The sequence below is a fragment of the Blastococcus carthaginiensis genome, assembly GCF_030731085.1.
GTDB lineage: Bacteria > Actinomycetota > Actinomycetes > Mycobacteriales > Geodermatophilaceae > Blastococcus > Blastococcus carthaginiensis.
In genome coordinates this window covers 87,404-101,156 of record NZ_JASNFN010000001.1, presented here as the reverse complement: position 1 = coordinate 101,156, position 13,753 = coordinate 87,404, and the positions used below count along the sequence as shown (strand labels likewise).

The 13,753-nt window shown below is 75.8% G+C and carries 14 protein-coding genes; 4 read left to right on the top strand and 10 right to left on the bottom strand.

All coding sequences use genetic code 11. The features are described 5' to 3' along the window. Nucleotides 1-67 precede the first annotated feature (67 nt). From QOZ88_RS00450 to QOZ88_RS00440, 3 genes are read right to left on the bottom strand one after another with little or no spacing between them, the layout of a single operon-like run. Complete coding sequence (locus QOZ88_RS00450) at nt 68-925, bottom strand: FAD binding domain-containing protein (protein WP_305997873.1); 858 nt, start codon at nt 923-925, stop codon at nt 68-70. Continuing rightward, nucleotides 922-3,411, bottom strand: coding sequence for a xanthine dehydrogenase family protein molybdopterin-binding subunit (locus QOZ88_RS00445; RefSeq protein ID WP_305997872.1), 2,490 nt, complete (start codon nt 3,409-3,411; stop codon nt 922-924). Before QOZ88_RS00445 ends, QOZ88_RS00450 begins: the two co-directional genes overlap by 4 nt. Then, the gene (locus tag QOZ88_RS00440) at nt 3,408-3,959 is read right to left on the bottom strand and encodes a (2Fe-2S)-binding protein (RefSeq protein ID WP_305997871.1); all 552 of its coding nucleotides are present in this window, start codon (nt 3,957-3,959) and stop codon (nt 3,408-3,410) included. Before QOZ88_RS00440 ends, QOZ88_RS00445 begins: the two co-directional genes overlap by 4 nt. A gap of 240 nt (nt 3,960-4,199) precedes the next feature. On the opposite strand from QOZ88_RS00440, the gene QOZ88_RS00435 reads away from it, so the two are divergent. Continuing rightward, nucleotides 4,200-4,724 (top strand): DinB family protein, encoded by a 525-nt coding sequence (locus QOZ88_RS00435; RefSeq protein ID WP_305997870.1) that lies wholly within the window; start codon nt 4,200-4,202, stop codon nt 4,722-4,724. A 14-nt stretch (nt 4,725-4,738) separates the two neighbouring features. Here QOZ88_RS00435 and QOZ88_RS00430 read toward each other — a convergent pair whose 3' ends face one another. From QOZ88_RS00430 to QOZ88_RS00410, 5 genes are all read right to left on the bottom strand, one after another. Continuing rightward, nucleotides 4,739-5,995, bottom strand: coding sequence for an MFS transporter (locus QOZ88_RS00430; protein WP_305997869.1), 1,257 nt, complete (start codon nt 5,993-5,995; stop codon nt 4,739-4,741). Nucleotides 5,996-6,044: 49 nt separating this feature from the next. Further along, complete coding sequence (locus tag QOZ88_RS00425) at nt 6,045-7,361, bottom strand: sigma-54-dependent transcriptional regulator family protein (protein WP_305997868.1); 1,317 nt, start codon at nt 7,359-7,361, stop codon at nt 6,045-6,047. Between the two features lie 80 nt (nt 7,362-7,441). Beyond that, on the bottom strand, nt 7,442-8,677 hold the full coding sequence (locus tag QOZ88_RS00420) for a multidrug effflux MFS transporter (RefSeq protein ID WP_305997867.1): 1,236 nt from the start codon (nt 8,675-8,677) through the stop codon (nt 7,442-7,444). A gap of 106 nt (nt 8,678-8,783) precedes the next feature. Then, entirely contained in the window at nt 8,784-10,211 is a 1,428-nt protein-coding gene (gene mftF, locus QOZ88_RS00415; RefSeq protein WP_305997866.1) for a mycofactocin biosynthesis glycosyltransferase MftF, read from the bottom strand. Next, nucleotides 10,208-10,762 carry a cysteine hydrolase family protein gene (locus QOZ88_RS00410; protein ID WP_305997865.1) on the bottom strand — a complete coding sequence of 185 codons (555 nt, stop codon included), beginning with the start codon at nt 10,760-10,762 and terminating at the stop codon, nt 10,208-10,210. The genes mftF and QOZ88_RS00410 overlap by 4 nt, the downstream gene beginning before the upstream one ends. A 132-nt stretch (nt 10,763-10,894) precedes the next feature. On the opposite strand from QOZ88_RS00410, the gene QOZ88_RS00405 reads away from it, so the two are divergent. Further along, nucleotides 10,895-11,899 (top strand): iron-siderophore ABC transporter substrate-binding protein, encoded by a 1,005-nt coding sequence (locus tag QOZ88_RS00405; RefSeq protein WP_305997864.1) that lies wholly within the window; start codon nt 10,895-10,897, stop codon nt 11,897-11,899. A 31-nt stretch (nt 11,900-11,930) separates the two neighbouring features. Here the strand turns inward: QOZ88_RS00405 and mftE are convergent, their stop codons facing one another. Together mftE and QOZ88_RS00395 are read right to left on the bottom strand one after the other, a co-directional pair. After that, nucleotides 11,931-12,626, bottom strand: coding sequence for a mycofactocin biosynthesis peptidyl-dipeptidase MftE (gene mftE, locus QOZ88_RS00400; RefSeq protein ID WP_305997863.1), 696 nt, complete (start codon nt 12,624-12,626; stop codon nt 11,931-11,933). A gap of 20 nt (nt 12,627-12,646) precedes the next feature. Further along, entirely contained in the window at nt 12,647-12,769 is a 123-nt protein-coding gene (locus QOZ88_RS00395) for a hypothetical protein (protein ID WP_305997862.1), read from the bottom strand. A gap of 64 nt (nt 12,770-12,833) precedes the next feature. Between QOZ88_RS00395 and QOZ88_RS00390 the strand changes: the two genes are divergently transcribed. Then, nucleotides 12,834-13,211, top strand: coding sequence for a YchJ family protein (locus tag QOZ88_RS00390; protein WP_305997861.1), 378 nt, complete (start codon nt 12,834-12,836; stop codon nt 13,209-13,211). Nucleotides 13,212-13,249: 38 nt separating this feature from the next. Continuing rightward, nucleotides 13,250-13,729: a pyridoxamine 5'-phosphate oxidase family protein gene (locus QOZ88_RS00385; protein WP_305997860.1), complete on the top strand. Its 480-nt coding sequence runs from the start codon at nt 13,250-13,252 to the stop codon at nt 13,727-13,729. Nucleotides 13,730-13,753: the final 24 nt, after the last annotated feature.

Genomic DNA, 13,753 nt, shown 5'->3' with positions numbered 1-13,753 from the left:
AGGAGGGACCCCGGTCCGTACGCACGTACCGGTGCCGGACATGCGTACGGACCGGGTCCTGATCGCGCTACAGCCCGGCGGCGGCCGTCACCGCCCGGCGCGTGAGGACGGTCGCCAGGTGCTGCCGGTAGTCGGCCTGGGCGTTCAGGTCGCTGCTGGGCTCGGTGCCCTCGGCGGCGTGCGCGGCGGCCGCGGCGATCGCCTCGGGCGTCGCCTCCGCACCGGCGAGCGCCGCCTCCACCGCGCCGGCGCGCAGCGGCGTCGGCCCCATGTTGGTCAGCCCGATCCGCGCCTCGGCGATGTGCCCGTTCTCGCGGCGTACCGCGGCGGCCACCGCGACGATCGACCACGCCTGGGCGACGCGGTTGAACTTCTCGTACCGCATGCCCCACTGCCCGTCGAGCTTCGGGACCCGCACCTCCACGAGCAGCTCTTCCTCGCCGACGGCGGTGGTGAGGTAGTCGACGAAGAACTCGCTCGCCGGCACGGTGCGGCGCCCGCCGGTTCCCGCGATGACGAACTCCGCGTCCAGCGCCAGCGCCACCGCGGGCAGGTCACCCGCGGGGTCGGCGTGCACCAGCGCGCCGCCGAAGGTGCCCCGGTGGCGCACCTGCCGGTCGGCCACCGTGGCGGTGGCCTCGGCGATCAGCGGCGCGTGCTGCCCGATCAGCGGGTCGGCGAGGACGTCGGAGTGCGTGGTCATCGCGCCGATGACCAGCGCGTCGCCGTCCTCCCGCACGCCCCGCAGCTCGGTGACCCGGCCCAGGTCGACGACGGTCTCCGGCGCGGCCAGCCGCAGCCGCATGACCGGGATGAGCGACTGCCCGCCGGCGAGGACCTTCACGTCCTCGCCGCCGGCGGCGATCGCCTGAAGCGCCTCGTCGACCGTGGTCGGGCGGGCGTACTCGAACGGTGCGGGAATCATCGGTCCCCTCCCAGCGACGAAGCCTCGGTGGACACCCCGGTGGTGGTCTCGGTCTGCGCCCCGCCGTAGGCGTTGGAGCCGGCGGTGGCGCGATCTCCGCCGTCCCCGCCGGCGTGGATGGCCCGCCAGACGCGCTCGGGCGTCAGCGGCATGCGGATGTCGGTGACGCCCAGGTGACGGACGGCGTCCAGCGCGGCGTTGACCACCGCGGGCGTCGAGGCGATGCAGCCGGCCTCGCCCACACCCTTGGCGCCGATCGGGTTCCCCGGCGCGGTGTGCACCGTGTTGCCCGTGTCGAAGTGCGGCAGGTCCGCGGCCGAGGGCACCAGGTAGTCGACGAAGGTGCCGGTGGTGAGGTTGCCGTCGGCGTCGTAGACGGCCTCCTCGTAGAGCGCCTGCGCGATGCCCTGGGCCAGGCCGCCGTGCACCTGGCCCTCGACGATCAGCGGGTTCACGATCGTGCCGACGTCGTCCACGCAGGCGTACTTGCGGATCTTCACGAACCCGGTCTCGGTGTCGACCTCCATGGCGCAGAGGTGCGTGCCGTGCGGGAAGGAGAAGTTCTCCGGGTCGAAGGTCGCCTCGGCGTCGATGGACGGCTCGACCCCCTCCGGGTAGTCGTGCGCCGCGAAGATCGCCAGCGCGATCTCCTGGATGCCGAGCCCGGCGCCGGGCGTGCCGCGCACCGAGAACCGCCCGCCGCTGAACTCCAGGTCGTCCTCGCTGGCCTCCAGCAGGTGCGCGGCGATCTTCCGGGCCTTGGCGATCACCTTGTCCGCCGCCTTCACGACCGCCGAGCCGCCGACGACCAGCGACCGGGAGCCGTAGGTGTCCAGCCCGCGGGAGGAGATGGCGGTGTCCCCGTGCAGCACCTCGACGTCCTCGAAGGGCACCCCGAGGGAGTCGGCGACCAGCTGGCTCCACGCCGTCTCGTGGCCCTGCCCGTGCGGCGTCGAGCCGGTGACGACCTCCACCTTGCCGGTGGGCAGCATGCGGATCGCGGCGTGCTCCCAGCCACCGGCGCCGAAGGAGAGCGAGCCGAGCACCCGCGAAGGGGCCAGGCCGCACATCTCGGTGAAGGTGGAGATGCCGATGCCCAGCTGGACGCGGTCGCCGGACTCCCGCCGCCGCTGCTGCTCGGCGCGCAGCTCGTCGTAGCCGAGCAGCTCCAGCGCCTGCTGCGTCGCCGTCTCGTAGTCGCCGCTGTCGTAGGCGAGCCCGGCCACCGTGGTGAACGGGAACTCGTCGGCGTTGATCCAGTTCTTCCGCCGCAGCTCCATCGGGTCCATGCCCAGCTCGACGGCGAGCTCGTCCATGATCCGCTCGATGGCGAACGTGGCCTCCGGGCGCCCGGCGCCGCGGTAGGCGTCGGTGGGCACCTTGTTGGTGAACACCCCGTCGCACTCGAAACGGTAGGCCGGGAACTTGTAGATGCCGGGGTACATGAAGGCCCCGAGCGCCGGGACGCCGGGCGTGATCAGCCGCAGGTAGGCGCCCATGTCGGCCAGCAGCCGCACCCGCAGGCCCTTGACGTTGCCCTCGCGGTCGGCGGCGATGTCCACGTACTGGATCTGGTCGCGGCCGTGGTGGGCGGTCATCAGCGACTCGCTGCGCGTCTCGGTCCACTTCACCGGCTTGCCGAGCCGGCGGGCGATCAACAGGCAGAGGATCTCCTCCGGGTTCACCTGCAGCTTGCCGCCGAACCCGCCGCCGACGTCGGGGGCCACCACCCGCAGCTTGTGCTCGGGGATGCCGGTGACCATCGCCGCCATCACCCGCAGGATGTGCGGGATCTGGGTCGCCGACCACATCGTGTAGTTCTCGCCCTGCGGCTGGACGACGACCGAGCGCGGCTCCATGAACGCCGGGATCAGCCGCTGCTGGATCAGCCGCCGGCTGACCACGACGTCGGCGTCGGCGAACGCCTGGTCGGTGTCCGACCCGGTGCCCATCTCGCCGGCATCGAAGACGAAGTGGTAGCTGGTGTTGGACTCGAGGTGGTCGTGCACGAGGTCGGCGCCGTCCTTGACCGCCTCCTCCATGTCGAGCACGACCGGCAGGGAGTCGTAGTCGACGTCGACCAGCTCGACGGCGTCCTGGGCCGCGGTCTTGCTGCGGGCGACGATCACCGCGACCGCCTCGCCGACGTGGTTGACCCGGTCGACGGCGATCGAGGGGTGGCCGGGGTTGACCATCTCCGGCGTCACCGGCCAGGCGCAGGGCAGCGACCCCTGCTCCTCGGCCAGGTCGGCACCGGTGTAGACGGCGACGACGCCCGGCGCCTCGCGGGCCGCGGTGACGTCGACGTTCGTGATGCGGGCGTGCGCGACCGGGCTGCGGACGACGGCGAGGTGCAGCATCCCCGGCAGCACCATGTTGTCGGTCCAGGTGGTGCGGCCGGTGATGAGCCGCGCGTCCTCCTTGCGCTTCCGCGCCTTGCCGATCTCGGGGGACGGGGCCCCGGTGCGGTCCTCGACGGCGGTCACGACTGCCCCACCACGTGCGGCGCGGCGGCGGTGTCGACGGCGGCGGGCGACGCGGAGCCGTTGGCGGGTGGGCCGGAGCCATCGCCCCGCAGCTCGCCGGCCGCCTGCTGCACGGCGCGGACGATGTTCTGGTAGCCGGTGCAGCGGCAGAGGTTGCCCTCGATGCCCTCGCGCACCTCGTCCTCGCTGGGGTCGGGGTTGTCCTGCAGCAGGTCGATCGAGGCCATGATCATGCCGGGGGTGCAGAAGCCGCACTGGAGCCCGTGCATCTCGTGGAAGGCCTTCTGCACCGGGTGCAGCTCGCCGCCGCGGGCCACGCCCTCGATGGTGGTGACCTCGGCGCCGTCGGCCTGGACCGCCAGCACGGTGCAGCTCTTCACGGCCTCGCCGTCGAGGTGCACGGTGCAGGCGCCGCAGTTGCTGGTGTCGCACCCGACCACGGTCCCGACCTTGCCGAGCTGCTCGCGCAGGTAGTGGACGAGCAGGGTCCGCGGTTCGACGTCGTCCTGGTAGGACGCCCCGTCCACCCGCACGCTGATCCGGGTCATCAGTCCTCCGCCTCGTTGCAGGGGTCGCTGCGCCCGCGGTCGGCCGCGGGCCCGAGCGGAGTCTGACCCGAAAGGTGTGACTTAGGCCACGCTTACCTGCGCGATTTCTCCGTCCGGGCCTCGTGAAGGCCCTGGTGAGCAGGGTCCCGGCACGTTGCACGGCCGTTGCAGGCGGGATCGCCGCGCTTCCTGGCAGCCGGGGGTCTGGTGCCCCGACCGGCGGTGGGCGACGGTTCCCGGGTGCTCACCACCGCCCCGCCCCGCAGCCCCGCCGACGCCCTGGCCGCCCAGCAGCAGCGGGTGGCCGAGCTGCTGACCGCCGCCCCGGCCGCCGCGCTCCGCTCCCGGCGCCTGCCGGACGCCGAGCACGTGCGACTGGTCGGCTCCGGCCACTTCCCCGCCTACGCCGCGGAGCTGGCCTGGACGCCGCACGAGGTGGCGGGTCATCTGCGTGACAGCGCCCGGGTCTTCACCGCCCGCGTCGCGCGCCTGCGCACCGAGGACGACCCGCTGCTGCCCGACTTCGACCCCACCGCGGCCGACCGGGTGGCCGGGTACGCCGCCGTCCCGACGTCCCGCCTGCTCGACGAGCTGCGCGAGGCCCAGGCCGGTCTGCTGGCGGCCGTCCGCGGCGTGCCGGACGCCGAGCGGGCGCGCACCGGGCGGCACGCCACCGACGGCGCGCTGACGCTCGGCGACGTCCTGGACTTCCTGCCCGGCCACCAGCGGGACCACGCCGAGCAGTTGGCCGCCCTGCTGCGCTGACCGGCGCCTCGCGGTCAGCGCACGCCGGCCGGCTCCGCCCTGAGGCCCGGCACCATGTCCCCCGCGGCGGCCGCGCGCAGCTCGCGGCGCCGCAGCAGCGCCGAGGCGGTGAGCGCCAGCAGACCGAGCACGGCGAGCCCCGCCCCGACCCAGCCCGGCGCGGTGTAGCCCAGGCCGGCGGCGATGACCAGCCCGCCGAGCCACGCGCCGAGCGCGTTGGCCGCGTTCAGCGCCGAGTGGTTCAGCGCCGCCCCCAGCATCTGCGCCTCCCCGGCGACCTCCATCAGCCGCAGCTGCAGGCAGACCACCAGGACCGACGCGCTGGCGGCGAACAGGAAGATCGCGAGGACGATCGTGGCGGGGGTGCGGGCGGCCACCGGCACCAGCGCCAGCAGCACGCCGGTGACGACGTTGGCGCCGACCAGCGAGGGGAACAGCGCCAGGTCGGCGAGCCGGCCGCCCACCGCCGTCCCGAGCACGCCACCCACGCCGAACGCGAGCAGCACCAGGGGGATGGCGCCGCGGGACATGCCGGTGACCTCGGTGACCAGCGGCGCGATGTAGCTGTACACGGCGAACATGCCGCCGAAGCCGACGACGCCGACCAGCAACGTGAGCAGCACCTGCGGGCGGCGCAGCGCCCCGAGCTCGGTGCGCACCGTGGCCCCGCGGTTGCCCGGCGCGGCGGGCACCACGAAGGCGGTGGCGGCGATGGTGAGCAGCGCGAGCACCGCGACCGCCCAGTAGGCGGTGCGCCAGCCGAACTGCTGCCCGAGCCAGGTCGCCGAGGGCACGCCCGCGACGTTGGCCACGGCGAGGCCCAGCATCACCGAGCTCACCGCCCGGCCGCGCAGGCGCGGCGCCACGAGCGAGGCGGCCACCAGGGAGGCGACGCCGAAGTAGGCCCCGTGCGGCAGCCCGGAGAGGAACCGCGAGGCCAGCAGCGACCCGTACCCCGGGGCCAGCGCGGTGAGGACGTTGCCCGCGATGAAGGCCGCCATGAGCCCGAGCAGCACCGCCCGGCGCGGCAGCTTGGTGGCCAGGGCGGCGATCACCGGCGCCCCGACGACGACGCCGAGCGCGTAGGCGGAGATGAGGTGGCCGGCGGTGGGGATGGTGATGCCCACGCCCTCGGCCAGGTCGGGCAGCAGCCCCATGGTGACGAACTCGGTGGTGCCGATGGCGAACCCGCCGAGCCCGAGGGCCACGACCGCGGCGACCAGCCTCCCGGTGGACAGGGGTGGGCGGTCGGCGAGGGGCGGGGCGATCACTCCAGCTGCGAAGTCGTGAGCCGCCCTCAGCATTCCCGCGCCGGGCGGGTCAGCGCACCCGGCCGGCCAGCCGCAGGCGGTGCAGGTGCGCCGTCACGGCCGCCCGGCGCGGTGAGCCGGCGGGCAGGACCTCGCACAACGCCTGCCAGACGCCGGCGTCCTCCCGCAGCTCGGGCAGCTGCGCCAGGCGCAGCAGCAGGTCGGGGCGGCGCGTGGTGAGCACCGCCCGCCGGAGCAGGCCGAGCAGCCGGTCGCGGGCCTGCCGGACCCCCGGCGCCTGCGAACCGGGCAGCACCGGCCCCGCGTAGTGCTCGAGCGCGGCGGCGAGCTCGCCCCGCGCGACGAGCCCGCGCACCTGCTCGGCGTCGGTGCGCACCCGGCCGACCAGGCGGTACGGGCGGGACTCGAGCAGGTCACCCCCGACCAGCCGCCGCAGCCGGGACAGCTCGGCCCGGACGGTGACCGTGGCCGCCGCGCCCGCGTGGACCTCGGCGGCGAGCTGGGCGGCGTCGCGCCCCTGCCCCGCGGCGGCGGCCTCCGCGAGCAGGAACAGCAGCTCCGAGTGCCGGACCGAGAGCTCCAGCGGCCCGCCCGGCAGCGTCAGCCGGGCCCGCTCCCGGCCCAGCACCTCCAGCCGGGCCTCCGCCGGCGCCGGCCCGGCCGCCACCGGGCCGACGGCGAGCCGCTCCCGGTGCAGCCAGCGGAGCTCGGACTCCACGGCGGCCACCGTCGCGCGGACGAGGGTGAACACGTGCGGGCTGGCCACGTGGTCGCCGCCGGTGACGTCGATCGCGCCGAGCAGCGCCCCTGTCACCGGGTCGTGCACCGGGGCGGCGGAGCAGCTCCAGGGCTGCACCGACCGGCGGAAGTGCTCGCTGCCGTAGATCTGCACGGCGGCGTCGACCGCCAGCGCCGTCCCCGGGGCGTTGGTGCCGGCGACCTCCTCCGACCACCGGGCGCCCTCGACGAAGTTCATCGCCCCCGCCCGCGCGCGCAGCCCGCGGTCGCCCTCGACCCACAGCATCCGGCCGGCGGCGTCGCTGACCGCCACGATCATCCGGTCGGCCTCGGCGTCCTGCACCAGCAGCCGGCGGATCACCGGCAGCACCGGGGCCAGCGGGTGGGCGGCCCGGTAGGCCCGCAGCTCGGCGTCGAGGAGCTCGACCGGGGGCAGCCCGCCGTCGGGGTCCACGCCGCTGCCGAGGGAGCGCCGCCACGAGTCGCGCACGACCGGGCGGACCGCGTCGTCGGCGGGCAGCGCGCTGGCGGTGACGAGGCGCTCGTGCGCCGCGCGCAGCCGACGCGTGCGGGCGGCGGACGGCGGCCCGTCCGGCAGCGCCAGCCACGGGTTGACGGCGGTCGTCACCGGCCGGGCCACGGGAAGTCGCTCATCTCCCGGTCATCGTGGCCGCTAGCGGCGGTTTCCACCAGAGCGGGAATCGCGGGTCAGCGCAGCTGCCACGGCCGCACGACGGTGCCCAGGACGACGAGGGCGAGCGACAGGGCCGCGACGACCACCAGCCCGATCGCCACCGAGTCGTTGCCGAGCAGCCCCACCACCGGGGAGACGACCGCCCCCACGCCGAACTGCACCGCGCCGAGCAGGGCGGCGGCGCTGCCCGCGGCCTCGCCGTGCCGGGAGAGCGCCAGCGCGGGGGCGTTGGGCAACGCGAGGCCGCAGGCGAACAGCACGACCCACAGCGCGCCGGTGACCGCCGGGAGGCCGCCGGTGCCGGTGGCGGCGAGCCCGGCCAGCCCCGCCCCGGCGAGCGCGCCGAGCACCGTGCCGGCGACGAGCAGCCGCTGCGGGGACCAGCGGCGCAGCAGCAGCGGGTTGAGCTGGGTGGCCGCGATCAGCCAGAACGCCCCCGCGCCGAACAGCAGGCCGAACTGCTGCTCGTCGAGGCCGAACTCCTCCTGGTAGACGAACGAGGAGCCCGACACGTAGCTGAACAGCCCGGCCATCGTCAGCCCCGCGACGAGCACGAGGCCGACGTAGACGCGGTCGTGCAGCAGGCCGCCGTAGATCCGCAGCGTGCCCCGCACCCCGTTGCTGCGCCGCCGCTCCGGCGGCAGTGTCTCGCGCAGCGTCAGCCAGCCGACGACCACCATGACCAGCCCGTAGGCGGCGAGGGCGGCGAAGACGCCGCGCCAGCTGGTGAAGCGCAGGAGCTCCCCGCCGATGGTGGGCGCCAGCACCGGCGCGGCGCCCAGCACGAGGAACAGCCGGGAGAGCATCGTCGCCGCGGCCCGGCCGTCGTAGAGGTCGCGCACCACGGCCAGCGCGATCACCGAGCCGGCAGCCGCGCCGACGCCCTGCAGGAAGCGCAGCGCGCCGAGCACGGCGATGGTCGGGGCGAGCAGCACCAGCAGCGAGGCCAGCACGTGCAGCGCCGTCCCGGCGATCAGCGGGCGGCGCCGGCCCCAGGCGTCCGACAGCGGGCCGATGACCAGCTGGCCGAAGGCGAGGCCGACCAGGGTGCCGGTGAGCGTGAGCTGCACCGTCGCCGACGTCGTCAGCAGGTCGTCGGTGATGCTCGGCAGCGCCGGCAGGTACATGTCGATGGTCAGCGGGCCGAGCGCGACGAAGGCGCCCAGCGTCAGCGCGGTGCGCGCGGCCCCCGGGCGGTCGGGGGCGGATGCGGCGGCTGCGGGCGCGGTGCGTTCCTGGGTGGGGGTCACGGCTTCCCCGTCGATCGGTGCTGAGCGGGACCCACGCTGGTCGGACCGCGGTACGACGCCTCTCAAGGCGCCGGGGCCGCCGGGCATTCCGCGACCGGGCGGTCCGTCACCGCGGCGGGCGCACCGGCAGGAGGGCGCGGGCGTCGCGGGCGCGCACCGCGCCGGCCCACAGCCCGGTGCCGTAGGCGAGGTCGTCCAGCCGCCGGGCCAGGCCGTGACGGACCGGTCCGGTCCGGCCCCGGTGCGGCCACCAGCTCACCAGCGCGTCGGCCACGGCGATGGCCAGCAGCCCCCGGCGGGCCCGCCGCGACCCCACGGCCGCCGCCGCGGCCAGCGGCCAGTGGTGCCGGGTGACCGCCCGGGCCAGCGCCTGCCCCGACGCGGCCAGGCCCCGCACCGCCAGGCCGGCGGCGAGCGCGGCCGGGGCGGGCTCTCCGGGGCGGGCCAGCCGGCGGGCGAGGCGGGCGGTGGTCCACCCGAGCAGGCCGATGCCGGCACCCCTCCCCCAGCGCCCCCCGGCCACCAGCAGTGCCCAGGTGGCCGCCGTCTCCGGCGCGATCACCAGCGGCGACACGGCCGGGCCGTGCCGGGCGGCCAGCAGCGCGGCGCCGGTGCCGTAGAAGGCGCGGCGGCGCAGCCAGTCGGCGGTGCGCGCCGGGTGCTCGTGGGCGACCGCGGCCGCCGGCTCGTACCGCACTCGCCAGCCCGCGGCGGTCAGCCGCCAGACCAGGTCGACGTCCTCGGCCACCCGCATCGCCTCGTCGAACCCCGCCCCCATCGCCGCCCGGCGCACCAGCAGCGCCGCACTGGGCAGGTAGGAGACCGCCGACAGCGGCCGCACCGCCGCCGGGTGCGGGCCCATGCCGAGCGCGCCGGCGACCTCCTCGTAGGGGCTCGTCCAGCCGCGCGCCGCGCCGGCCAGCGGCACGATGCGGGGACCCACGACGGCCAGCCGCGGATCGGCCAGGTGCGGGCGCAGCCGGGCCAGCCACCCGGGCAGCGGCACGCAGTCGGAGTCGAGGAAGGCGACGAGGTCCGTCATCGCGGCCGCCAGCCCGGCGTTGCGCGCGGCGGCCGGCCCCCGGGCGCTCGGGTGCCGCAGCACCCGGACGCCCTCCGGCGCCATCACCGGCACCGCCGACCCGTCGTCGACGACGACGACCGGCAGGCCGGCGGTGGCGGGGTCGGCGCGCAGCGCGGCGAGCAGCCGGGCCAGCCCGGCCGGGCGGTCCTTCACGGGGACGACGACGGTCACGCCGGCCGGGTCGGCGTCCGCGGGCAGGTCGGGGTGGGCCGGCACGTCGGGGTGGGCGAGGCCGGCGTCCAGCAGCCGGGCGGCCAGCGCGGCGCTCGTCGCGTCGCGGACCGCCAGCCGATCGGTGGCGAGCAGGCCGGCGGCGCGGGGGGCGAGCCGGAGCAGCCGCAGCGGCGACCCGCCGAGCAGGGTGGCGCCGCCGTCGCGGCGGCGGGTGCGCGGGTCGAGCCGGACGGCGAACCCGTCGGGCAGGCGGCGCTCCGGCGGGGCGGGGATCACCCCTCCGCCAGGACCTCGTCGGTCGTCGCGAAGGACACCAGCGGCGCGTAACCGGCCATAACCTGCAGCGCCCGCTCGTGCTCCTCGTCGCCCGCCCCGGCGCACGCGTCGGTGACCACGCGCACGGCCACGCCGGCGTCGGCGGCCGGCAGGACGGTGGAGACGACGCAGCAGTCGGTGGCGACGCCGACGACGGTGAGCGGCCCCTCGCCGACCACCGCGGCCAGCTCCGGCCCCCACTTGCCGAACGTGGTGGCGTCCACGACCGGCCGTCCGCCCGGGTCCTCGACGAGCTGGTAGCAGTGCGCGTCGGGCGGCTGAAGCGCGAAGTCGTACTTCGCGTAGTACTCCTTCCACGCCCCGACCGGCTCGGCAGGCGCCACGAAACGGGTGAAGACCACGCGCTCGCCGAAGGCCTCGACCAGCCGGCGGATGCGCGGGCGGACCTCCTCGAACCGCGGCGCGGTCCAGGGCGAGTCCTGCTCGCCGAAGACGTGCTGCAGGTCGACCACGACCAGCCAGCCCTCGTGCCCCGCGCTCGCCCCGTCCATGCCCGGCTCCCTCGTGCGTCCCGCCCGCGGCCCGCGGGGCCTCCGACAGTAACGATCCGGTCCCGGCCGCCGGCTTCCCAGGTCCGTGTGCTCTGCTTAGGTCAGCCTTACCTGATCGTCCGAGGAGATCCCATGCTCGTCCGTCCTGCCCTCCGCGGCGCCGTCGCGCTCGCGGCCACCGCACTCGTCGCCACCGGCTGCGGAGCGGGCGACGAACCCGCCCCCGCCGAGAGCGAGGCGACCGGTGGCTCGTCGTCGTCGGCTTTCCCCGTGACGGTGGAGACCGCCTTCAGCGAGGTCACCGTCGAGGAGGAGCCCACCCGCGTGGTCGCGCTCGGCTGGTCCGACGCCGAGACGGCGCTCGCGCTCGGCGTGGAGCCGGTCGGCGCCAGCGACTGGCTCGCCGTCGGCGGGGAGGACGGCCTCGGCGACTGGGTCGAGCAGGGCTACGACGAGCCGCCGGTGCTCATCGAGACCCTCGAGCCCAGCTTCGAGGCGATCGCCGCCCTCGAGCCGGACCTCATCCTCGACACCCGCTCGTCGGGCGAGGAGAGCCGCTACGAGCTGCTGAGCCAGATCGCCCCGACGATCGGCCAGCCCGAGGGCGTGGGCCCGTACCAGACCACCTGGCAGCAGCAGCTGGAGATGGTCGGCCGGGCGCTCGGCAAGACCGAGGAGGCCGAGGAGCTCGCGGCGCAGGTCGAGCAGGCGTTCGCCGACGCCGCCGCCGAGCACCCGGAGTTCGACGGCACCGAGGTCGCCGTCGGCGCGTACACCTCCGAGGGCTTCGGGGCCTACGTGAGCGGGGACTCGCGGGTCCAGTTCATGGAGCAGCTCGGCTTCGAGAACAAGGCCGAGATCGAGGCCCTGGCGACCGAGAACTTCTTCGTGCCGGTCAGCGAGGAGCAGCTCTCCCTGCTCGACGCCGAGCTCACCGTGGTCTTCCCCATCTTCGTGGAGGCCTCGGAGTTTACCGGCAACCCGCTGTGGCAGGCGCTGCCCGCCGTCCAGGAAGGGCGCGCCGTCGTCCTGGAGGACCTCACGGTGCTGAACGCGTTCTCCAGCGCGTCGGCCCCGGGTCTGCTGTACGCGATCGACGCCACCGTGCCGCAGTTCGCGGACGCGCTCGGCGGCTGATCACCAGCACGTCCGACGGGCGGTTCCGGAGTCAGCTCCGGAGCCGTCCGTCGTCGTCCACCCGCCAGGCGGCAACGCCCGGGACCAGCCGCCCGACCAGGCCCGCCAGCAGGGCCTCGCCTTCCGCGCCGCTGGCACCGCCGGGATCCCCGAGCACCCCGTTCGGGCTGACGGCGCGCACGCCCTCAGCCCGCAGCCGCGGCAGCAGCTCCCCGATCGGCGCGGTCTCGCCGGTCACGGCGCGGTCTCGCCGGACCTGCTCCGGTTCCACGTGCAACATCAGCGACGTCTCGGTGCGGCCGGCGTGCGCGTCGCCGCCCGGGAAGCCGCACGGGAACCACGCCACGTCGCGGCCCTCGGCGCGCACCCGCGGCACCGCCGTCCGCAGCGCGTCGAGGTTGCCGCCGTGCCCGTTGACGATCAGCACCCGCCCGGCCCACCGGCAGGCCGAGCGCCCGTACTCGACGAGCAGCCCGGTCAGCGCCTCGGTGCCCAGCGAGACCGTGCCGGGGAAGTCCTCGTGCTCACCGCTGGCCCCGTAGGCGAGCGCGGGGGCCAGCAGCGCCCCGGGCAGCCGGTCGACGGCAGCCCCGGCGGCCGCCGTCGCGACCGCGGTGTCGGTCGTCAGCGGCAGGTGGGGGCCGTGCTGCTCCACGGCACCCAGCGGGACGACCAGCAGCGGGCGCTCGGGCAGCTCCGGCCAGGTCACGGCGCCGAGGGAGGTCACCGCCGCACCCTAGGCCCCGGTCAGCCGGCGGAGACCTCGTCCTCGACCACGAGCACCTTCGCCACGGCGTCCTCCTGCCTCGTCCGCACCGCACCGGCGCTCCGCTCCGCGGCACCCACGGCGCCGCCGTCCAGCACAGTCATCGGCAGCGGACCGGCCGGCGTGAGCCGAGTCCGCCCGCGGCAGCGGCTCGGGCAGGATCCGGGCGTGCCCCCACGTCGCTGCTTCTGCGGGACCGGTCTGCCCTACGTGGAGTGCTGCGGCCCGCGCCACGACGGCTCGGCGCCCGCGGCGACCGCCGAGCAGCTCATGCGCTCCCGCTACAGCGCCTTCGCCGTCGGCGACACCGGCTACCTGCTGCGCACCTGGCACCCCGCCACCCGGCCGCCGGCGCTCGACCTCGACCCCGCGGTGCGCTGGACCGGCCTCGAGGTGCTCGCCACCACCGGCGGCGGGCTGCTCGCCGCCGAGGGGACCGTCGAGTTCGTCGCCCGGTTCCGGTCCGGCGGTGCGGACGGCGAGCAGCACGAGGTGAGCCGCTTCGCCCGGGAGGACGGCGCCTGGCGATACGTCGACGGCCGCTGACGCGTGTCGCGGGCCGGCCCGCTGGGCACGAGCCGGGCATGAGTGCAGAGGACACCCGCAAGGTCGCCGAGCTGATCAAGGGGGAGCGCTTCGGCTTCCTCACCACCATCGCCCCCGGCGGCAAGCTGACCAGCCGGCCGATGACGCTGCAGGAGGTCGAGTTCGACGGCGACCTGTGGTTCTACGCCGAGCGCGGTTCCCACCCGGTCGCCCACATCGCCGCGCAGCCCCAGGTGAACGTCGGCATCGGTTCCGGCGGCACCTGGGTGTCGCTGACCGGCCACGCGCGCGTCGTGGACGACCTCGCGAAGAAGAAGGAGCTCTGGAACGGCGGCGTCGAGGCGTGGTTCCCGAACGGCCCCGAGGACCCCGACGTCGTCCTCGTCAAGGTCGAGGGGGACTCGGCGGAGTACTGGGACAGCCCGGGCGGCCGGCTGGCCACCGCCTTCAGCTTCGTCAAGGCCAAGGCCACCGGTGAGCGCATCGACGCCGGGGAGAACGAGAAGGTCGACCTCTAGCGGACCGGCACGCCGAGCCGGGCC